The organism is Mycolicibacterium gadium (genome assembly GCF_010728925.1).
GTDB classification, from domain to species: Bacteria; Actinomycetota; Actinomycetes; order Mycobacteriales; family Mycobacteriaceae; genus Mycobacterium; species Mycobacterium gadium.
The window spans coordinates 5,215,043-5,235,786 of record NZ_AP022608.1; the positions used below are offsets into that span (position 1 = coordinate 5,215,043).

At 64.4% G+C, this 20,744-nt stretch carries 13 protein-coding genes and 2 pseudogenes; 6 read left to right on the forward strand and 9 right to left on the reverse strand.

Annotated elements, in window-relative coordinates; translation table 11 throughout:
• Positions 1–202 precede the first annotated feature (202 nt).
• Together G6N36_RS25850 and G6N36_RS25855 are read right to left on the reverse strand one after the other, a co-directional pair.
• A pseudogene (locus G6N36_RS25850) lies at positions 203–3,535 on the reverse strand (ATP-binding protein); the annotation flags it as partial.
• Positions 3,528–4,220, reverse strand: a complete 693-nt coding sequence (locus tag G6N36_RS25855; RefSeq protein WP_163689570.1) for a DUF4194 domain-containing protein — start codon at positions 4,218–4,220, stop codon at positions 3,528–3,530. The gene G6N36_RS25855 and the pseudogene G6N36_RS25850, both read right to left, overlap by 8 nt.
• A 605-nt stretch (positions 4,221–4,825) precedes the next feature.
• Between G6N36_RS25855 and G6N36_RS25860 the strand changes: the two genes are divergently transcribed.
• Positions 4,826–5,347, forward strand: a complete 522-nt coding sequence (locus G6N36_RS25860) for a hypothetical protein (protein ID WP_179964872.1) — start codon at positions 4,826–4,828, stop codon at positions 5,345–5,347.
• Entirely contained in the window at positions 5,344–5,790 is a 447-nt protein-coding gene (locus G6N36_RS25865; protein ID WP_163689571.1) for an RDD family protein, read from the forward strand. The genes G6N36_RS25860 and G6N36_RS25865 overlap by 4 nt, the downstream gene beginning before the upstream one ends.
• Positions 5,791–5,887: 97 nt before the next feature.
• On the opposite strand, the gene G6N36_RS25870 is transcribed toward G6N36_RS25865, so the two are convergent.
• Positions 5,888–7,324 carry a DUF3375 domain-containing protein gene (locus tag G6N36_RS25870; RefSeq protein ID WP_163689572.1) on the reverse strand — a complete coding sequence of 479 codons (1,437 nt, stop codon included), beginning with the start codon at positions 7,322–7,324 and terminating at the stop codon, positions 5,888–5,890.
• Between the two features lie 243 nt (positions 7,325–7,567).
• Positions 7,568–7,828, reverse strand: coding sequence for a hypothetical protein (locus G6N36_RS30000; RefSeq protein ID WP_235690179.1), 261 nt, complete (start codon positions 7,826–7,828; stop codon positions 7,568–7,570).
• A gap of 363 nt (positions 7,829–8,191) precedes the next feature.
• Here G6N36_RS30000 and G6N36_RS29630 point away from each other — a divergent pair, with 363 nt between their 5' ends.
• Together G6N36_RS29630 and G6N36_RS25880 are read left to right on the forward strand one after the other, a co-directional pair.
• Positions 8,192–8,506 carry a hypothetical protein gene (locus G6N36_RS29630; protein ID WP_220096930.1) on the forward strand — a complete coding sequence of 105 codons (315 nt, stop codon included), beginning with the start codon at positions 8,192–8,194 and terminating at the stop codon, positions 8,504–8,506.
• A 27-nt stretch (positions 8,507–8,533) separates the two neighbouring features.
• The gene (locus tag G6N36_RS25880) at positions 8,534–8,713 is read left to right on the forward strand and encodes a hypothetical protein (protein WP_163683912.1); all 180 of its coding nucleotides are present in this window, start codon (positions 8,534–8,536) and stop codon (positions 8,711–8,713) included.
• A 42-nt stretch (positions 8,714–8,755) separates the two neighbouring features.
• Here the strand turns inward: G6N36_RS25880 and G6N36_RS25885 are convergent, their stop codons facing one another.
• From G6N36_RS25885 to G6N36_RS25905, 5 genes and pseudogenes are all read right to left on the reverse strand, one after another.
• Positions 8,756–8,923: a hypothetical protein gene (locus G6N36_RS25885; RefSeq protein ID WP_163689573.1), complete on the reverse strand. Its 168-nt coding sequence runs from the start codon at positions 8,921–8,923 to the stop codon at positions 8,756–8,758.
• 19 nt (positions 8,924–8,942) lie between these two features.
• The gene (locus tag G6N36_RS25890) at positions 8,943–9,848 is read right to left on the reverse strand and encodes a hypothetical protein (protein ID WP_163689574.1); all 906 of its coding nucleotides are present in this window, start codon (positions 9,846–9,848) and stop codon (positions 8,943–8,945) included.
• A 443-nt stretch (positions 9,849–10,291) separates the two neighbouring features.
• Positions 10,292–10,654: pseudogene (locus tag G6N36_RS25895) on the reverse strand (DUF3375 family protein); the annotation flags it as partial.
• 132 nt (positions 10,655–10,786) lie between these two features.
• The gene (locus G6N36_RS25900) at positions 10,787–12,103 is read right to left on the reverse strand and encodes an endonuclease/exonuclease/phosphatase family protein (RefSeq protein ID WP_163689575.1); all 1,317 of its coding nucleotides are present in this window, start codon (positions 12,101–12,103) and stop codon (positions 10,787–10,789) included.
• Between the two features lie 25 nt (positions 12,104–12,128).
• A complete protein-coding gene (locus tag G6N36_RS25905) occupies positions 12,129–12,323 on the reverse strand; it encodes a hypothetical protein (protein ID WP_163689576.1) in 195 nt (64 codons plus the stop codon).
• 1,141 nt (positions 12,324–13,464) lie between these two features.
• Between G6N36_RS25905 and G6N36_RS25910 the strand changes: the two genes are divergently transcribed.
• On the forward strand, positions 13,465–15,834 hold the full coding sequence (locus G6N36_RS25910; RefSeq protein ID WP_235690180.1) for a hypothetical protein: 2,370 nt from the start codon (positions 13,465–13,467) through the stop codon (positions 15,832–15,834).
• Complete coding sequence (locus tag G6N36_RS25915; protein ID WP_163689577.1) at positions 15,831–20,459, forward strand: DEAD/DEAH box helicase family protein; 4,629 nt, start codon at positions 15,831–15,833, stop codon at positions 20,457–20,459. The genes G6N36_RS25910 and G6N36_RS25915 overlap by 4 nt, the downstream gene beginning before the upstream one ends.
• The last annotated feature ends 285 nt before the right edge of the window (positions 20,460–20,744 follow it).

Here is a 20,744-nt window from a genome sequence, read left to right on the forward strand (position 1 = left end):
GTGACCAGCCACGCTGTAATTCGCGACGGTCGAGTAGTCGACCGTAGACACACCGGAGCCAGCCTGGCCGACCTGGAGCTGCCGACTCCCTGCGTCAGCCCCTATGGACTCCAGGAAGCTGGGAGTCATCGGCCAGCATCCGCGAAACGTTGGAGTGCCAGGCCTCACGATTAACCGCAGTATGTATCCGCACCCTCGGCGCCGCGCTCTTACGCATCTCCTGTTTGATCGACGTGAACTCCGAGATGGTCCGGGTGGCGACGGTCGCGACGGGGCGGACATTGCGACCCGTCGCCTCGGTCTTGGACACCATCACCACGCTGTCGATGTAGGGCTGGATCGTCGTCGCGTTCTGCACGGTCGCGACGATCACCAGCTGGAAGCCGAACTTGCGGAACGCCGACAGCGCCTGCTGCGCGAACTGCGGGTCGGACTTCGAGAACGCCTCGTCGAGCATCAGCTGCGCGAACACCGGTGTGTTGTCCGTGCTCTCGGGACTCGCCAGGTTGAAGCTCAGCGCCCCCGCCAGGCAGAACGCCATCAACTTCTCCTGCTCACCGCCGGAGTTGTCGCCGGCGTTGCTGTGCGTGCGGATCAACTCGTCACCCGCCCACTCCGCGCAGTCGAACGTGAATCGGTTGCGCACATCCAGCGCGTCGCGCGTCCACGCTTTGTCCTCCGGCGCCGTGGATGCCAGCCGGTTACGCAGCCGCAGGATGTCGGCGTACTGGTCGAGGATCGCCTGCTTGTCGCCCAGCCCCACCTCGGCGATGCGTCGCGAGATGGACCGCACAATCTCGGTGAGCTCGGCGACCGCGGGCAGCTGCCGCGGGGTGGCGCGCAGTGTGAGCCGGGTGCCGCGGTTGAACTCCACCGCGCCGAGTCCGGTGTTGACGCGGTCGATCTGCTCGGCGATGCGCCGGGTCTCCTGCTCGGCGACGCGGTGCAGTGTGAGGATCGCGTCGGGCGCCTGCTCGGTGACCAGGCGCATCATCCGCTCGTAGGCCTCGGGCAGCTCGCGCTCGTCGATGTGCTTGCACAGCGCGACGTAGTCGTGCACCCGCTCGTCGAAATCCTCACTGTCGTTGGGGATCGCGTCGGGGAACGACGTGTCGAAGGTGTTGAGAATGCGGGCCAACTCGTCGTAGGAGCGGCGCCGGCTCTCGCGTAGCTGCTCGCGTTCCTTCTTGATCGACGTGAACAGCGCGTCGCGATGCGGCTCCGGGTCGAGCAGCTCGAGGCTGACCGGTAGTGCCGCGGCGTAGCGGTGCAGCAGTTCGGTCAGCGGCTCGGACACGAATGCCGGCGAGAGCCGCTCCTGCAGGTCCATCAGCTGGGTGCGACGGTGGTCGAGGCTGTCGCGGCGGGTCTGGATCGCGCCGCGCCGCGTCATGAATTTCTGGATCTGCGACCAGCATTCGTCGGCGCGGGCGTTGAGTGCGTCGAGGTCGGGGTTCTCGGCGAGCAGCAGTTCGTATTGTTCGCGCAGCCGGTCGGCGTGCCCGTCGGCGGTCTCGGTGTCGATCTGGCTCCACTGCGGGTACTGTTCGCAGATCGCCTTGCACGCGGCGGCGCGGTCGCGCCACTGCTGGCGCTGGGCGGCGATGTCGTCGGCCTTGCGGCGCGCCTTCTGGTAGGTCTCCTCGGCGGCGGCGAGTTCCAGCGTCAGCGCGTTGATCTTGGCGGTGACGTCGCCTTGGTACAGGTATTCGGACTGCCTGATCTGGCCGCGGTCGTCCTTGATGGCGAGCCGGTCGGAGTCCTTGTAGAGCCCGGTGTCGGTGACCGCGCGGCGGAAGCGGGCGAAGACGTCGGGGGTGTCGACGCAGATGTGGTCGCCGGCGTTGGCGATGACGTCGACGGCCTCGGCCGCGCACGGATGCCTGGGATCGACGGCGAACAGCTTGCCCGCCAACGTGTTCGGCTCGGGCTCTTCCGGCTCGGCGCCCAGGAACTTGACGCGGACGTGGTGCAGTTGGAGGCGACCGCGCATGTCGGTCTCGTTGACGAAGCGCAGCACCTTCTCCCAGTGCTGGTCGGGCACGAGCAGCCGCAGGCCCGCGCCCCTGAGGACTTTTTCGACGGCGGTGCGCCAGCGGGTCTGGTCGGGTTTGAGGTCGAGGAGTTCGGCGATGTAGGGGAGGTCGGTGGGGTCGAGTTTGAGGGTGGCGCAGATGTGGTCGCGCATCGCGATCGCGAACTCGGGCAGCGCGGAGCCGACGTGCTCGACGCGCTTGAGTTCCTTGGCGGCGGCGTCGCGGGCGATGCGGGCGGACTTCTGCGCGTATTCGGCGTCGGTGGAGGCCTCGCGATGGCGTTCGACCTTGGCGAGCAGGTCGGTGGCCTGGGTGAGCAGTTCCTCGCGCAGGTTCCAGAACTCGTCGGCGGTGTCGGGGACCTCGATGTCCTGGGCGGCGAGCAGGTCTTCATAGGCGGCGCGGCGGCGGGTGATCTGCTCGGCTTCGGTTTCGGCGGCGGTCACCTGGGACTGCAGCGGGGCGAGGTTGGCGCTGGAGCCGCTGATCTGGGCGTTGAGCGAATCCGCTTCGGCCTTGGCCAGATTGAGGCTGCGGGTGACGTCCTCGTACTCGTTCTCGAGCTGGTCGATGGTGCCGTCGAGGGTGGTGATCTGGGTGGGGCATTGGGCGAGGCGGACGTGGTCGGTGAACGCGCGGACCATGGGCGCGTCGACGAGGTCGATGATGCCGAGGTCCGAGGATTCGGAGGCGTAGCGGTGGTGGATCTGCTCGATGTCGCCGAGGATCTTGCGTTTCTTCTGCGCGACGGCCAGCAGTTCGCGGGCCTCGACGAGGGGGTCGATCTGCTTGAGGGCTTCGGGGAGGCGGGCGAGGCTGTCGGGTTCGTCGAGCATGAACTCGCGGACGAATTGCTCTAGTCCGCCGACGCTTTTCAGTGACTTGGCTTTGCCGAGGAGCTGTTGGGCGGCGTCGGAGGCGCGGATGCCGATGGTGGCGTACAGCTGGGCGAGGTATTGCGATTCGACCTTGGTGGAGAAGCGCCAGTGGTCGGTGAAGACCTTGGCGTCGAAGCGGCCGGCGGCCCAGCGGTTGCAGACGTCCTCGATGTCGAGGTCGTCGTCGCCGAGGACGAAGCGGCTGGACGAGTCGTTGCGGGATTCGCCGGTGAGCCATTTGAGGACCAGGCCGGTGACGGTGCGGCCGGAGTCGCTGGCGTAGGTGACGGCGACGGCCGACCAGGCGGTGCCGTCGCCGCGCAGGTACATGACGCGGCTGGTGCCGCCGTCGCTGCGCTGGCCCCAGGCGCCGCGGACGTATTTGTCGACGGTGCGGCGGCCGGCGCTGGAGCCGGCGGCGGTGTTGTCGCCGGAGGCGTTGAAGTTGCGTCGGTTGAACGGCAGGAAGCCGAGCGAAATCGCGTCCAGCAGTGAGGATTTGCCGCTGCCCGAGGCGCCGGCGATCAGGGCGCCGCCGGAGCTGAAGGGGATCGAGTGGTAGCCGTCGAAGACGCCCCAGTTGATGACCTGCAGCCGTGCGAGATGGAATTGCTCAGCCATCTTCGGGTTCTTCCACCGGTGCGCCGCCGTTGAGGAGTTGTTCGAACTGCTGCTGGAGTTCGGTGATGACCGAGGCGGTCATGATGGCGGTGATGACGGGGGAGATGGTGTAGCTGTCCTCGTCGTCGTGGGTTTTGCGCAGGATCTCCAGGCCGGTGAGGCGGGCGATGGCGCCGTCGATGCGGGCGGCGAAGGTGACGGCGTCGCGGTCGGTGTCGTTGAGGACGCCGGAGAACAGGCCGTGCATCTCGTCGCGGCTGATGACGACGGCCTGGCCGCCGGAGGCGCGTGACATCTGGCACAGGTGCAGGGCGAGGATGGAGTCGTAGGTGCCGAGCGGTTCGCGGCGCAGAAGCTTGATGCCCCTGGCGGATTCGTAGCGGGCCTGTTCGACGAAGGCGACCTCGGTGCCGTCGACGATGCGCAGGAGCAGGTCGAGTTCGGAGAGTCTTGTGGCGAGGTCTTTGCGGTATTCGAGGACCCAGCTGTAGACGTCGGCGTCGGCTTCGGCGCTGATGTAGCGGCGGGTGAGCAGGTGCTGCAGGGCCCAGCAGGCGCGGTCGGGCAGTTCGGAGACGTCGCCGTCGAAGCGGGGGCGGCGTTGGCCGGGTGTGCGGGTTTGTTGGTCGACCTGGGGGAGTTCAGAAAACGCAGCGAAGTCGGCGTCTTGTTCGGCCGTGGTCACGTGTGTTCCTCGCTCTGTAGTTGGTCGGACGCCCCAACTTAGGGCACCGGTCCGACATGTCGGGCTCCGGCCGGGGCCGTGTCGGCAGAGAAATTTGACGGTTCACCGTTTGCCGACGTCAGCCGAATGGCTGCGCTGGCAAGGCTTTGCGGTGGGCGGTGCTGCTGTGAAACGTGAGGCAAATGTTGTTTGGTTGGCACGTCCTGGGGATCGCTACAGACGCGTGGTCCCGTTTATGTGCTGTGGCGCGCGGGCGGGGCACTGTCCGAGTTGCCAGCCTCACAGCGAATTTGTCGCTCAAGTACTACGGCTCGTCCCACCTTTAGCGAATGTGTCGCTCGGAGCTTGGCAGCTCGATAGTCGACCCAACGCTGCGCACACCAGACCTCGGCGACCTGGAGCAGGTTTGGTGAGATGGGCTGGAGTAAGGTCGGACGCGCGTGGCGCGCGAACCGGTCAACTCACACCGCGACCACCCGGACCAGATCTTCGAGACCCGCGAAGTCGTCCGCGTTGCGGTAGCGAAGAGTGCTACAGCTTGCTAAGTCTCAAGTGGGTTCGCCGAGGTTCGCGGATTGGTGCACCGCGAGAACTACCATGCGGTGATGGGCACCGACGTCGACCTGCTGAAACACCCGGTGGTATCCGCTGCCGTCGGTACGGCGGCGATGGCGGTCGGAGCCGCGGGGGTCGCCTATCGCGTGGCGGAGAAGGTGCCGGTGTTCGGGCCGCTGATGCGGCGCGGCGTCGTCGGTCTCTCCGAGCGGGGCGACCAGTGGGTGACCCAGAGCGCCGAGCAAGTCAAGGCCCTGGTGGCCGCGGTCGCGGTCGGTCTGGTGGATCTGGTGCTCGACGAGATCGATCTGAACGCGCTGGTGCGCGAGCGAGTGGACATCGACGCGCTCGCCGCCGATCTCGACATCGACGCGGTGATCAACCGGGTCGACCTGATCGCCTTGGCGGACAAGGTGATTGAAGGTGTCGACCTGCCGGCCATCATCCGCGAATCGACGAATTCGATGACCGCCGAGGTGATGACGGACGTGCGCACGCAGGGTGAGCGGGCCGACGACGCCGTGGCAGGGATCGTCAACCGCATGCTGGGGCGTGACCGGGACATCCGGTGACCTCATCGGAACCCGAGGTTGGCCGGGCGGCCGGGATCATCACGCGAGGTTTGGCGGCGGTCATCGACCTGGTGGTGGTGCTGCTGATCATCGGCGCGCTGTACGGCGGCCTGGTGTTGGTGCGGCTGGTCTATTCGCCGACGGCGTTCAGTCTGCCGTCGGTGAACGCGGTGTTCTCGACGGTGACGACGTTTGCCGTCGCGGTGGTGTATCTGACCGGATGCTGGACGGTCTCCGGGTCGACCGCGGGTGCGGTGACGATGGGTCTGCGGGTGGTCGGGCGACGGTCGCCGCGGGTGAGCCTGGTCGTCGGGTTTCTGCGGGCGATCTGCTGTGTGCTCTTCCCGATCGGCCTGCTCTGGGTCGTGGTCGATCGTCAGCGAAGGTCGTTGCAGGACATCGTCTTCCGAACGCGGGTGATCTACTCGAAGGCGGCACGGTGACGGCAGCAGTCGTGCAGCTCAGGGCATTTGGTAGTCGCTTAACGCTTCACGTTGCGGACTCGATTCGATCGCGGGACGTGACCCTGGCGGCTGCAGGTCATGATGCGGCGCTGGCGAGGGTCGTGATCGGTTCGGTGAACGTTAGACGGGGGACGGCGATTTCGCGGTCGCGGCCGTCGAGGGATTTGAAGCGGACGGTGGTGGACTCGGTGTCTGGCGGGTTGGGCTGGGTCAGCGCCCAGGACCACAGCACGATGACGTGGCCGAGGTAGGCGGTATCGAGCATCGCGACGGCGTCGGGGAGTGCCACCGGTCCGTTGCGGAGGGCGTGGTTGAGCATGTCGGACATGGCGGGGGCGTCGACCTGGGTGGTGAGGGCGGCGAAGCTGGTGAGGTCGACGTCGCCTTCGGCGGGTTTGGCGGGCTGGGGGTTGGAGAGGTCGCCGATCTTGAAGCCAAGGGCACCAACGGAACTGATGGTGTGGCGCGCGAGGGGGACGTCAATGTCGAGACGGGAGTCGGTGAAGCTGGTCTTGAGGAGGGCGCGGGCGGCGCCGATGGCGTCGTTGAGTTGGCGGGCGACGCCGCGGCTCTGCTCCATGGTGCCGAAGGCGGTGAAGCGTTTGACGCGTTGGGCGCAGCGCTGCTGGATGCGTTCGACTTCGTCGATCTGGTGGCCGACGTGTTCGAAGAAGCCGGCCATGACCTTGCGCAGGGCGGGGTCTAGCGCGGGCAGGGCGTCGGCGACGGCGGCGACGTCGGCCTCGAACTCGGCGCGTTGGTCGGGGTCGTTGATCATGCGCAGGAAGGCGCGATGCGAGTCGCGGCCCTGGGAGTCCCAGGCGGCCTGGTAGTCGGTGTACATCTGGCGCTGGCGGTCGCGGTACTGCGTGTTGGAGTCGATGGGTTCGTCCAGCGCCGCGGTGGCCTGCTCGATCATGGTGCCGTATTGGCCGATGTCGGTGATGAGGCGTTCCATCTGCAGGGCGATGGCACGGGCCTCGTCGTAGCAGTCGGTGACGTCGGGTGCCGGGCGCTGGCCGGCGTCGAGTTGGTCGAGTTCCTCATGCAGGGAAGCGATTTCGGCTTCGATGTGCTTGCGGATGCGGGCGGGGTCGTTGTCGACTTTGACGGCGACCTGCTTGAGGCGCGAGGCGATGCCGGTGATGGAGCCGCCGGTGGCGATGGTGTCCTGGCGGCGCATGGACCTTAGGAAGTCCAGGGCACGGCGGGCGTCTTGGGTGAGGTAGCAGACGTTCTGTTCGTGGCGTTCGTCGACGATGCGGTGCAGCCAGCCTTGGGCTGCCCAGGTCTTGATGAGGGCGAGGCCGGACTGGGGGTCGTCGAGATCGTTCAGGTCGCGTTCGAGCCGGACGACGAGCTCGGTCTCGGGGAGGGCGCCGTCGTTGAGGTGGCGTTCCATCAAGGTCGCGTAGAGGCTGAGGTTGGTGGTGGCGAGTAGACGGATCGCGCGGGAGCCTTGCAGGTCGCGGTTGAGCTCGAGGAGGTCGGCTGCTCTTGCGTTGTTGTCCACCCATCCCTCTATCTAGTTGAATTCGTCCGGAGGCCCCAACATAGGGCACGGCGCCGACATCTCCTTTGCGCCGAAGGGAGTGTCGGGGCGATTTTGTTCACCGGAACGGTTTGCCGACGTCAGCGGAATGTGCGGGGGCTAAAAGCCCTGCGCTCGCCGAAAGACGGGGTGGGACGGAAGTGAAAGTTGTTGCTCATGGGAGCTCGGGGCCGACGGGTGTTTGCGTGGCTGAAGCGTGTGTCGTCAGGCCTGGATGGCCTTGGCGATGGTGATCAGCCGGGTCGGCGCATCGGTTTTGTCCAGCGAGTGAGCGGTTTCACGGATGGTGCGGACGAGGGCCCATGCTTTGGCGCGGTCTTCGTCGAAGCCGGCGGCGTCGACGACTGTGTAGAAGCGGTGGCGGACGTCGTCGCGGGTCGGGTTACCGTCCCAGCCGGTCCATAGCATGGGCTCGAGTTCGTAATGTGGAACGCCGTTAATGGGTGCGGGGCGATCGCCAGCCACGGTTCGCGCTGCGCGGCAAGCACTTTGCCGTAGTGCAGGTTGCCGTGCAGGACGGTGTCGGTGGGTTCGGCGGCGAGATCGAGGCGCAGCGCGAGGCCGGCGATGACGATGAAGGCGTCATCATTGGGCTGGGACGGTTTCGGTGCTCAGTCGTTCCAGCAGCAGCAGTGCGTGCCGGTGCAGGTCCGCGCGAAGCAGGCGGACGGCACCGTTGCCGTTTTCAGCGTCGCAGCACGAGGTGGGCGTATTCGGAGGTGCCGATCTTGAGGACGGCGGGTGTGCCGTCGGCTCGGACCGGAAGCACGCGAGAGCCGTCGGTTTCGGTGGCGGTCACGACGGGGCTCGCGCTGTGAGTCGTGTGGGATGCACTCCGATGCGGGTGGGCCGACGTCGTCGATGTCCGTCCTCGCCGACGACGCTGCTGCGCTGCCGGAGGCGTTCGACGACACGATGGCCGGCTCGGAGACCGTCGTGTGCCCTGAAAATATCAAATCGTCAGGGCCGTTGCGACGCAACGCCGACCCGCCACCCACCGGAAATTTCGACTGCGGAACACCGAGACGGTACTGCGTTGATCGCCTGGACCACCACCGCTGGCCTGCTGCTCAACGCGGTCGAGACCGACGTGTCGGGAACCAACCCGTACCGCTGACGGTCGTCGCACTCCTGACCCTGTGAACTCGCAGAGTTCAATCAGGAATCGGTGTGAAGACAATAATCATGACCACCGTCCTATCCGTGATCGGGTTCGCTTACCTCGCGTTGTGTGCGTACGGGATCTCCCGCACCGGCAGCGCCGAGGGCCTGGCTGACATCGGAAACACAAGACTGCTGGGGGTCGTCGCCATCGGCCTGGCTGTTGCCACGGGCGTGCGGAAGAAGTAGCGCCAAGCTGGACATGTGGGGCAAGTGAAGGTTGTCGGGTGGTTAGCTGACCGCTGCGGCACGCAGGACGTTCTCGGTGTGCCGGTCACGGACGGCCTTGGGTGCCTGACTCTCCAGGTCCAGGTTGGCGCTGCTGATCGCGTCCAGTTCCTCGACCGTCGCGGCGATGTTCTCGAGGACCTTGTCGAGGTCGGCATCGAAGGTTGCCATCAGATACCTCTCGTTTCCATCAGCTGGCACCTTCGATGGTACCGGGACCCAGTGACTTCAGCGTCGTGACGTCGTTGCGCGTCTTAAGTTCATCACCGGCGGCCGCCGCCTCCGCGAGGGCGAGCATCCGTGCGGCCACAATCAGCGATACCCGGTCCAACTCGGTGAGGTCGCCGACCTTCAGGGCGTTTGCGGTCAGCATCCCGAACACCGCGTTTCCCACGCGAACGGGCACGGTCACGAAGGTCTTGTACGGTTTGGAGCCCCAGTCGAGGTCGGGTACGGGTGTGCGCGCGTCCCGGATCTCGCAGTTCTTGGCCGGGGTGGTGAGCTCCCGCCAAATCGAGTGGGTGGGATGGTCTGCTGCCCGAAACTCGGTGGTGGCGTCCTCCGGGCGCCCCCGGCTGACGGGCTCGGTCATCTGGTAGTTCCCTGAAGCGTCTTTGGTGAGTGGGTAGAAGCTGGCGCGGACATCAGGCGCGCTGGGGATCTGGGAGGCGAGCTCGGCCGCGGCGAGCCGCACTGCCGGCATCTGCTGCCGAGCTGCTCCAGGCGTCGATCTGCTCACCTTCTCCATGTAGTCCAAGAAAGCCATCAGGCGGATCACTGCCCGAGCCCCCGCTTTTCGTTCGGCTTCGGTGGAGCGCGCTTCGAGCTTCTTGGCGTGACGGTCTGCGAACTTATCGATGGCGGCGGACACCGCCGCCAGGATCGCTGCGATCACGGTGACGCGCGGCGCCCACGTACTCATGAAGACGTTCTCCGGCGCCTTCGCGAAGGTCGCGACGGCGATGGCGACCGCCGCGATCAGTGTGATGAGCAGGAGGATGTACTTGTCGCGGAACCAGAGTGCGCACGCACCGAGCCACATTGCAACGGCGTCGCACATCGTCGCCCATCGCGACTTGTTCTGATGCTCGCCCACGGTGTTCAGCGTCTCACGTGTGGTTTGTGGCGGGGTTCAGTTTGCGTGGCGGATCAAGGATTCGGGGATGCTTGGGGTTTCGTGTTTGCGCAGCCCTTCGAATAGGAGGGAGATGTGGCGCAGTCAGCGGCGGATAGCAACTGTTAGCCCGAAGGAGACTCGTCATGACGAAGCACGTAGCGAACCCCACTAGAATTGGTCGCCAGCGCGTCGGACCGGGCGGTGTGGTGTCCGTCTGACCGCCGGGTGCAGGACGGCTCATGCCGCGGCGGGCTGGACGCGCGGCCGTGCGCGGGGCCAGCGACGCCAGGATCAGGCACGGGTTGTCGCAGCTGCGGCCAGACTGCAAGTCGTTGTCGTTGTCAAGCGCGTCGCGTCGTCGTCTCTGTCGGTGATGCCAGAGATGGCGTCATGTGCCTTCTGACCTTCGGTGCGCCGCACCACTGCCTTGTCCGCCGAGGGCAGTTGGAGTCGATGGGTTCGTCGAGTGCGGCGGTAGCCTGCTCGATCATGGTTCCGTACTGGCTGATGTCGATGATGAGGCGTTCCATCTGCAGGGCGATGGGGCGGGCCTCGTCGTAGCAGCCGGTGACGTCGGGTGCGGCGCGTTGGCCGGCGTCGAGTTGGTCGAGTTCCTCATGCAGCTCGGCGATTTCGGCTTCGATGTGCTCGCGGATGCGAGGGGGATCGTTGTCGACCCGTAGGGCGACCTCCTTGAGACGCGACGCGATGCGGGTGATGGAGCTGCCGGTGGCGATGGTGTCCTGGCGGCGCATGCTCCGTAGGAAGTCGAGGGCGCGGCGGGTTCCTGGGTGCTTGTGGTGTTGGTCGTGAGCCCTGTGAGGACCACCAAATCACTCGGAAAGAAGGCCACGACATGATGGGAGCCATGGACGGAGCACGGGCCAACCGTCGAACCGACGTCGTCTCGCGCCGCTCTAATCACAGTTACTGCAAACTCCGGTAACCGACAGTTGCATCCCGCAATGGCACATTTTTGCTTCTCGAGTGACGCTTTGCGACCGCTTGCCGCTGGGCCGCACCTGATTAATTGGGTGCTTTACGTACCACGTGCCCTTTCTTGAACTGGGCGCACAACCCACTCCGCCGCCGGCGACAGCGACGATCTCCTCCTTTGAAGTGAAACCTGTCGTGTAGCCGTAGAAGATGTGCAGATCAGGGAGGCCGTCGCGTCGCACGGCGATGACGTAGGGCTTGTCGGCTCGTTCTACTGCCCGGAATTCTGCGATACCAATCGCTGTAGTGAACCTACGGATGAAGTCGTGATTCTCGGCCGGGATTCGGGCCTTCATCAGCGCCGCGACGAACGAGTCGGACTGACTCTCGCGGCCAGCATCCGGTGGACCGGACGGAGTTCCCGGCGGACCAGATTGGGAAGGTACCTGCGGGGAGGGGGTCCGGGGATTAGCCGTGTGCGCGCTGAGGGGCGGTGCTTGAGGGAGGGAGCGAGGCTGGTCCTGTAACGCCCCTAAGGTGAGATCGGTTACGACGATTGCGTGGTCGGATATCTTGTTCCTCCGCACCTCATGAATGTGCCGAGAGTCGCGAATCGCTTCGCGAAGAGTCGGTGACACGTAGATGTAGTCAAGCCGGAATCCGTTGTAGTCCTCAGACTCAGACGTTTCCTTGCTTTTCCGCTTTGTATACCAAGTGAACTCCCGGGCGCTTGGGTTGAGCTGACGCCAAGTGTCGATGTACTTCTCCGAACGCAGGATCCGGATATAGTCCGACAACACGAACGGGGTGCCCTGCGCGTCCTCCGGAAGGCCCGTGTTGAAATCTCCTAGTATCACGGCCTTCTCGCTCTTGTGCCGCCTCGCAAAGCGGATGACCTCGTCCCAAAGCAGCTCCTTTCGCTTCTTGCCTGAGATTCCAACGCCATCTGCACCGAACTTGTTGTCAGTTCCTCCTGGAATGTGGACGCACAGCACCTTGACGTCTCGGCTTTCGATCTCGACGGGTAGCCAACGCTCTTGATCGTGAGCAATCGGGTTGTCGATCCTCGTCAATGCGATTTTGGAAGCCAGTAACACGCTGTTTGCATTGCCAGCCGAACATGTCGTCTCGATGTAATCGAAACCCGCATGATTCAGTGCTTGGCGCAGCGGCTCCAAGTTGGCAAATCGAACTTCCGTGAGGCCCACTACATCAGGCCGTAGCCGTGCGATCTCATGCACGATCGATGGAACTCTGCTGCCGCCTCCACCTTGAATGTTCCAGGTCAGGAATCGCATCTTTGCCCCCTAGGCATCCGGCCGTTCAATCGCGGCCTGGATCGCTGGAAGCTAGCACGTGGCAACGACAGATTCTGTCGCGTGGCCGGCCGTGAGAAGCTTGCTGCTTTCCCGCTGGCGCCTTGGCTGCCGTCAGGTGCATCTGCTGAAGATCAAGCTGATTCTTCAGATCGTCCTGGAAGCCGCGTTTGCCGCCGTTGGGTTCGGTCTTGCGTGACATGGGTACGGCGTAGAGACAGGGCTGGGCGGTGGGGTGTGTATGGTCGGCCCGTCACGACGTTTGCTAGGAGCTTGTCGGTCGGCTGTCCTAGAGTGCCGTGAGCAAGAACAGGGAGAGCATGGCGGGGCAAATATCGTTGAAGGACTGGCTGAGCGACGCCGAGTACGAGTGGCGGCAAAAGCTCAAGCCGGTGAATTTGGTCATTGAGACAGATTTCACGCCAGCCAACACGGCGCAAATCAAGAAGTACTGGGGTGCCGCGGCTCGAGCACTGCGAAAGCACGATTACACCCACTACGAAATCGTCAAACGCTATCCAGCCCTGACGCTCATGGCCCTGGTCGGTCACGCGTCGTTGTCCTACGTCGAAGGACGATTCTGGGACGACTTCTGGACTGACACCGGTCTCGCTCGGGACCAAGACTTCGAGAGCGTGCTGCGGCACAGCATCGACGAAATGCTGGTCAAGTTCTCGCTTGCGCGCTTCCCAGATGCGGAGCGCGAAAGAGCTCGCAAGTACGTCATGGTGCTTGCGTTACACGCTGGCATTCCGGTGCATTGCCTAGGCGATCTACTCGGCACCATCAATGAGCACATCGTCCAAGGACGTGAGGCTAGTGGTGCAGCCTTGCTGGCGTGGCTCGACGAGCCAGGGAAGGAATATCGCGCAAATAACCTCGACATCCCCGTAAGGAACTTCTTCGCATACGGCGCCGAATTCGCCATTGACATCCTCGATCGAATCATCGAGTTCGTCCTGGCCACGAATGACGATCCGGAGCTTCTGGAACGGGAACTCGAGTCTTCGACTACCGGACTGCCCACGGTCCTGTTAGCCGAACTCATCTCAAGACTTCGCGAGACGCCGTTGAAATGGACGAGGTCGAGCGGGGGCGCATCCGCAGGCGCGAAGCGCATCGCAATCAGATACAACGCGGATGACGACCAAGTCGTGGTCGACCTGCCCTATCCAGCGAAACGGTCAGAGGAGCCGTGGCGGCTGTCGATTGACGGTGACGTCCGCAGTGTCCACTGCATGCGGCAGTGGGGCTCGAATGCCGAAGCGTCACTGACCCGCGCTGTCATCGATCGACCAGTCCGCGAACTCGTCGTCACGCACGGACCGTCCGATGTCACCCGCGTGCTCGGCCTGGTCAACCGCGACGACCCATTGCTCACCTTCTCCACGAGTGGCGAATGGATCCCGCGTCGAGACGGCCTGAAGGATGCGGTATGGGTGATCTATCCAGAAGGCAACGAGCTCGTTGACCCGAGTACAGGTGACCTGGTTCCGCTCGAGAACGAGGGCAGTCCTGCAGGCTGGCTCGGCTGGAAGAGCGCTGTTGTCGAGTTGACGTCAGTCGACGGCCTTCAACTGCGATCGAACGGACAGCCGATCGGCACTGAGCGGCAGGTTCGCAAAGATGCACGACCGCGGTTTGAAGTGGGCGAGCCGGTGCGTGGCGTTCGCTCCGTCGACGGCCGACCAGTCCTCGCGACACGGCCGTGGGTGTTGCTACCCGCGACGCGGTCCGATCCTCCCCCGTCGTGGCGAGTGCGGACACGGCGCTTCGGCAGCGCCGACTGGATCGTTGACGACGCTTGGGACGCCGCGGAGGACGAAGCCGCTGTCGAACCGTTCGACGACGCCGAAGAACCTCAACTCGGCCTATTCGAAGTCGTCGTCACAGGGCCGCTCGGCGCGGATGCTCACCTCGTCTTCTTCATAGCGGAAGGGCTCTGGGTCGAAACTAGCTGCACCATAAGGATTCCCGAAGGTGACGGTCTCACGCCTTGTTCAGCAGAGATCGGCACCGATGTGCTGACAGTGTCGCCTAGCGGCGTGCTGGAGTACAGCAGCAATCAGATCGAGCGGCTAGTCGACATCGCGGACGGGATTCGTTCAGAGCGGCTTTCCGTGGTACCTCCGTACACGGAAGTGCGTTCAGGGTTGACCGGTTCGCCCGTTCCGTGGCGGGTGGCTGCGCAGCTCTCCGCCGCCGAGGACCTGACGCAAGACGGATTCGTCGCTGTGCGCGCTCCTGGGGCGGAGGTCGAGGACTTCGCGTTCGTGGGTAACACCGGTGATCGCATACAGGTGGGGTCGCGGCATAGGCGCAAACCGGGTGATGTCTTCGAGATCAGTACCCAGCAGTTCGCGGACGCTGCGCGCTTGAACGAGTCCGGTCGAATCGTCGCCAGGCTGCGCGCGGACGACCACACGATCGATGTCACTGCCCTCTTGATCCGGCCGAAACGACTCGGCGCCGGGGTAGTACTTCGCGACAACATTTTGGACTTCGGCTCTACCGAAGAAATTGAAGGCCTGGCGGCCTATGTGTGGTCGAGCACTGCCCCCTGGCGAGCGCCGGATGTCCTTCACATCAAGAAGGGCGCCGCGCAGCTTCCTGACCATCTGATCGACGCCGGGCAGCTCCGTTGTCAGTTGTTCGTGGACGATCCTTGGGTCATTGTCGAGCCCCCGCGCCGTGCTCCGGCCGACGCCCTGCGCATCGATCAGATCGGTTGGCGAGAAGACGGCAGTGCGGTCGAGGTCAGGCTGGCCCGGTTTCTCGCTGGAGTGGGACGCCTCCACCAGACGGTAGGAGCGGTCCCGGAAGCGTGGGCAGCGCTTGCTCAAGTACATGCCGATGCTCGACTAGAGCGAGTAGGAGGGTTGGTTCCCGTACTCGTCGCCGATCCGCGAACGTCGCTAGCGAATCTAGGCAACAGTTCGATTGCGTTGCAGGACAAGATGGCAATGCTCATTCGCAGTGAGCTCGTCAACAAATCGTTCTCGTCGGATTGCACCCTCAATGATTTGCATGTCGACCCTTGGTTCGGTTGCATGAACGAACTGGCTGATCTCCCGATCCTCGTCCACAAGCGCCGTGAAGCACCTGATGAGTGGAAGGAGACCGTCGCGTACCTCGCAGACAAAGGGGGCCAGCCGCTGATCAACATCCTTCGCACCGGCCGAGCCAGCATCGCAGCGGACGGCGCCTTCGACGGGACAGTATTGGCGATGGCTTCGGCCCCTGTCGGAAAGGTCATCGCCACCGTTCGCGAGCGATCGCTTGTTCCACGGCCCCTGCTTGAATACGAGACGCGTCGCCTCGGCGTATACGCGGCATTCCTGGGGCGACGGGCATGGCTCGACTCAGGATGGTCGAAGAACTTCGCTGCTCAGCTCGGCATGGCGCTGATGCCGATCAAGCGCGCGTCTGCCACCGCGTACGAAGCGCTCACGTTGCGCCTTGAGCGGCTAAAGGGCATCGACGTCGAGGAACATCCTTGGATGCTCATGTCGGTGCAGTCAATGACGCTCGCGTTCCTCGCACGCCTCGAAGCCTGCAACCGTATTGATGGAAGCTATCTCGACACTGGCTTGCTCACTGTCTGGACTCGTTTTGCAGAACTGTGCCCGACCATGGTTGCCACCGATCTTCTGATGGCAGAAGCGCTGACGCTCTTTGAGCGTAAGGGGAACCTCATCGGAGGAGAACTATGACCGACCGGCTCGATCCACTCGAGACGTCGCGGCAGATCAAGGAGAGCTACAAGCGCTATCTGAAGACGCTCCTGTCGCCTCGCGATGGCAAACTCGCTGAGGCCTTCGACGCCGAGATCGACGCCACCAGCATGCTCACCAGGGGCCCGCTCCTCGAACTGACGCCACCCTACGAGACTGGCTCGACACCAAGGGATTTGGTCGAGCAAGGCGTGCTCCACCCGGACTTTCCGCAGTTGGGCATCCCCGCAGACCAGCCGCTGTACGTCCATCAGGAAGCCGCGATCCGCAAGTTCCTCGCTGGCCGCAACCTCGTGGTGAGCACGGGAACGGGATCAGGCAAGACGGAGAGCTTCCTGGTTCCGATCCTCAACTCCCTACTCGAGGAGCGCTCCAACGGAACGCTGGGCCCCGGTGTTCGCGCCTTACTGCTCTACCCGATGAACGCACTCGCCAACGACCAACTCAAGCGACTCCGTTCGATACTTCGATCCGTCCCCGACATCACCTTCGGCCGGTACACCGGCGAGACTCTGATGAAGCCGACCGACGCGGAAAACGATTTCCTGCACAACAATCCGGGGGATCGACGGCTCCCGAATGAGCTTCTCAGCCGCGAGGAGATGCGGTCGACGCCCCCGAACCTGCTGTTGACCAACTACGCGATGCTCGAGTATCTGTTGATCCGCCCCGCCGACATCGATCTGTTCGACGGGCCACATGCCGGCACGTGGCGATTCATCGTCATGGACGAGGCACACGTGTACGACGGTGCACAGGGCTCAGAAGTCGCTCTGCTGCTGCGCCGGCTCAAGCAGCGCGTCGCTCCAAAGTCCAGCGTTCAGTGCATCGCGACATCGGCGTCACTAACTGGGAGCGTGCGCAATGACCCCATCGGCGAGGCAATGCAGTTCGCAAGCAACCTGTTCGACGCGCAATTCGAGTACGACGAGAGCGACAACACTCGGCAAGACTTGGTCAAGCCCACGCGCAAGAAGCACATCGACCAGCCCAGCTGGCAACTGACCGGCGAGCAGATTCTCCAGCACGCCGTGCGGCCGGCCGACGACGAGCTTGCCCGGCTCGGAGACGCAGCGTCGGCCGCTGAGGCGCTGCACACCGAACGGGCAATCATCGAATTGAAGTCTGCACTGAGCGGAGGACCGCGTGACGTGCGCGTCCTGCAGGAACAGTTGTGGCCGGGCGACTCCGCGGCGTCCGAGAAGCTGGATGCGCTGGTGCTGCTCGGCAGTAGAACCCAGGACGACACTGGGCACCCCGTGCTGTCGGCTCGCTACCACCTCTTTGTTCGGGCTACCGAAGGTGCGTTCGTCAGCTTTGCCGAAGGGGGGCCACGAATCTTTCTGGGTCGTCACGAAGTTGACCCCGACACGGGTCGAGCGGTCTTCGAGTTCGGCACGTGCGGTCGCTGTGGAGCGGTGCACCTTTCGGGCGAGGTCGAAGCGCGTGGTCGGCAGGAGTACTTCGTCCCGACCAAGAAGGCAGAGGGTGCGGTCAACTGGCTAGTGCTTGCCGACGCGAACGTCGATGCGTTCGTCGACGAGGACGAGGCGACCTTCGACGACGAGCACGGCAAGGGATCAGACCCAACCACGCGGACATTGTGCACGGGCTGCGGGCAACTGGGCGTCGCCGGGATGGACCGGTGTGATACCGCGCAGTGCAAGGGCGGTCCGATGCTCACGGTCCGCGAGCATCCGCGAGCCAAGAAGATCATGACCCGGTGCACGGAGTGCGGCGCCCTGTCGCGCCAGGGGATTCGCCGCCTACGCACGGATACCAATGCGGCGCCCGCCGTGGTCACGACAGCGCTGTACCAGCAGCTACCGGAGGCGGTCGGCGAGAGGGCAGACGAGGTCGGGGCGGGCCGAAAACTGCTGATGTTCTCCGACTCTCGGCAGGGTGCGGCGTTCGCGGCGCCCTACCTCAACCGGACGTACGCCCGCCTACTCGAGCGGCGCTATATGGCGCAGGCGCTTCGCGACGCCGGACGAGGGGAGCCGATCACGACCGGCGACCTCGCCATCCTGACGCGCGAACGCGCTCAAGCCGCCGGGACCTTCCCCCGCACCATGGGCGCTATCGAGACGAAGCAAGAGATCAACCAGTGGGTGATGGGCGAGCTGATCACCACCGAAACGCGCCAGTCGCTCGAAGGACTTGGGTTGATGACAGTCGGGCTCAAGCGCGACTCCCGGGTGCCGCTGCGGGGGTTCACGGCGCTCGGTCTCGACGAGGATGAGGCGTGGGCGCTGCTCAACGTCCTGGTGAAGACCGCACGGATGCAGGGAGCGTTGAGTCCGCTGGAGCGCGTGGACATCAAGGATGAGCGATTCGCGCCGCGCAACACAGTGGTGCGCATGCGCTCGACAGGCTCGGATGCCAAGAAGTCGGTCATCAGCTGGAATCCCAGTGGCCGGCCGGGAACCTCCAATAGCCGAATCGTGTTCCTGGACAAGGTACTCACGGCTCTGGGTAACCCGACTCCCGCCGCGACGATTCTCGAGGGCTGCTGGAAGCTCCTAGAATCCAGCGAGTACCTGACCATGGAGTCCGACCGCGTGCTGGGCCCGGTGTTCCAGCTGGACCACACCAGACTGAGCTTGACCGAGGGGTGGTCCTGCGCGTGGTTCCTGTGCGACACGTGCCGGACGCTCACGGCGTACTCGGTGCGCGGGGTCTGTCCGAACAGTCGGTGCGTCGGTGCTTTGCGGCCATTCGACCTGCCCGGGATTGACGCCGACACGAACCACTACCGAGTGATGTACCAGACCATGAACTCAGCTCCGTTGACCGCCCAGGAACATACGGCGCAGTGGGATGCCAAGGAGGCAGCGAAGATTCAGCGGCAGTTCATCGACGGCAAAGTGAACGTGCTGTCTTGTTCGACCACGTTCGAACTCGGCGTCGATGTCGGTGACCTGCAGTCCGTCGTGATGCGAAACATGCCGCCCAGGACGGCAAACTATGTCCAGCGGGCCGGCCGCGCTGGTCGGCGGGCAGCGTCAGCCGCGCTGGTCGTCACCTACGCCAACCGTACGGCGCACGACCTGGCGAAGTACCAGGAGCCGGCAGCCATGATCGCCGGCCACATGCGCATCCCGTGGGTGCCGGTCGACAACGCGAGAATCGCCCGCAGGCACGCACATTCGATCGCAATGGCGGCCTATTTTCGGCACCGCGCGGAGCGTGACGGTGAAACGTGGCGGCATGCGGGCCCGTTCTTCTCGCCACCCGCCCCCGATCAGGAGTCGCCCGCGGCGCGCGTGAAGCACTTCCTCGATCCCGTACCCGCCCCCGTCGAGGAGGCATTGCGGATAGCGCTGCCGCCCGAGGTGCAGGTGGAGCTCGGCGTACACGACGGGAGTTGGGTTGACGTCCTCGTCGACCTCCTTGCGAGCGTGGAAGCGGAAGTCAGATTCGACATCGACCTCTACAACGAGCAGATCGATGCGGCGGCGCGGGAGCGCAAGTTCGGTCTCGGCAAGAGGCTTACCGAGACGCTGCGGACCATCGAAAGTCGGGAACTGCTCGGCTTTCTCGCAGGCAAGAATGTGCTTCCCAAGTACGGGTTCCCCGTCGACACCGTCGAGTTGCGCACCCTGCACGCCGCCGAGCCGATCGGACGTCAGCTCGAGCTCGGTCGTGACCTTGGGCTGGCCATCTATGACTATGCTCCCGGCAATCAGGTGGTCGCCGGAGGCAAGGTGTGGACGTCGGCGGGGATCCGCCAGGTACCTGGGCGCAAACTGGTGCCGTTAAGCTACCGGGTCTGCGAGGTGTGCAAGCGGTTCGAAAGCGGTCACGTGCTGGACGATTCGGTCGTGTGCCCGACATGCAGCAGCGCATTCAAGCCGGCACGCCGGTTGGTGCGACCGGAGTTTGGCTTCATCGCCGACCGCGAAACGCGCGACGTTGGCACCGCGCCACCCGAGCGACGCCGCCACGGGTCGAGCTACGTGGAGAGCGTCGGTGACGAGATCGGTAGCTACACGTGGACCGGTGCGGGCGGCATGACGGTGACCGCGCGGGCCGGGACGCGGGCACGGTTGGCGGTGCTATCCGATGGCATTGGCTCCGGTTTCCAGGTGTGCCAGTGGTGTGGCTGGGCGCAGTTGAACGACCGCACACCCCGGCGCGGTAAGCACCAGCGCCCGGAGGACGGGAAGGATTGCGGCGGGCCGCTCGACATCCTGTCGCTCGGCCACCAGTACGAGTCGGACGTCGCCGAGTTCACCTTCGGTGGCACCACCCCGCGCGTCGTCGATGAATCGGTCTGGCTCTCGGCTTTGTACGCGTTGATCGAGGGAGCTTCCGAGTCACTAGAGATCAGCCGCGACGACATCGATGGCGCACTGGCGTGGAGTACCGATCTTCAGCGCAGCCTTGTGCTCTTTGACACTGTCCCTGGTGGGGCTGGTGCTGCCAAGCGCATCGCCGAGAACATCGGACCGGTGTTGAAGACGGCGGTACAGCGGGTCACGAACTGCGACTGTGGCGAGGAGACGTCGTGCTATGGATGCATACGGACGTACCGGAACTCACGAGAGCACGAGCGGTTGTCGCGAGGAGCTGCGCTCAGGTTATTGGCAGGCGCTGGGTAGAGACGAGGCGCACGGTGACGAAACCTCGGTGCTGAGTGCGCTAGTGCGACGAATGAACGAAACCTGTGCCCTCTGGACCCCACCTCCGCTCCACCTACGGAATTCGAATGATTGACATCCCCGCCGGCGCCGCAACGGCCACCGCCAATGCCTACGGTGGGCCAGCAACTAGCGTCGCCACAAAGCCAACAACCTTGCAGCCCTGCAGGGGTTTCCGGAGCCAGGTGTCCCGCTCGTCGTGATCGATGGCGGACCTTTCGACGGGGAATCGGACTGAATCGACCA

Coding starts and splice junctions, on each gene's coding strand:
- G6N36_RS25860 (WP_179964872.1), top strand. CDS start 4,826: ATGGGCACCGACGTCGACCTGCTGAAACACCCGGTGGTATCCGCTGCC.
- G6N36_RS29630 (WP_220096930.1), top strand. CDS start 8,192: ATGCACTCCGATGCGGGTGGGCCGACGTCGTCGATGTCCGTCCTCGCC.
- G6N36_RS25885 (WP_163689573.1), bottom strand. CDS start 8,923: ATGGCAACCTTCGATGCCGACCTCGACAAGGTCCTCGAGAACATCGCC.
- G6N36_RS25900 (WP_163689575.1), bottom strand. CDS start 12,103: ATGCGATTCCTGACCTGGAACATTCAAGGTGGAGGCGGCAGCAGAGTT.
- G6N36_RS25905 (WP_163689576.1), bottom strand. CDS start 12,323: ATGTCACGCAAGACCGAACCCAACGGCGGCAAACGCGGCTTCCAGGAC.
- G6N36_RS25915 (WP_163689577.1), top strand. CDS start 15,831: ATGACCGACCGGCTCGATCCACTCGAGACGTCGCGGCAGATCAAGGAG.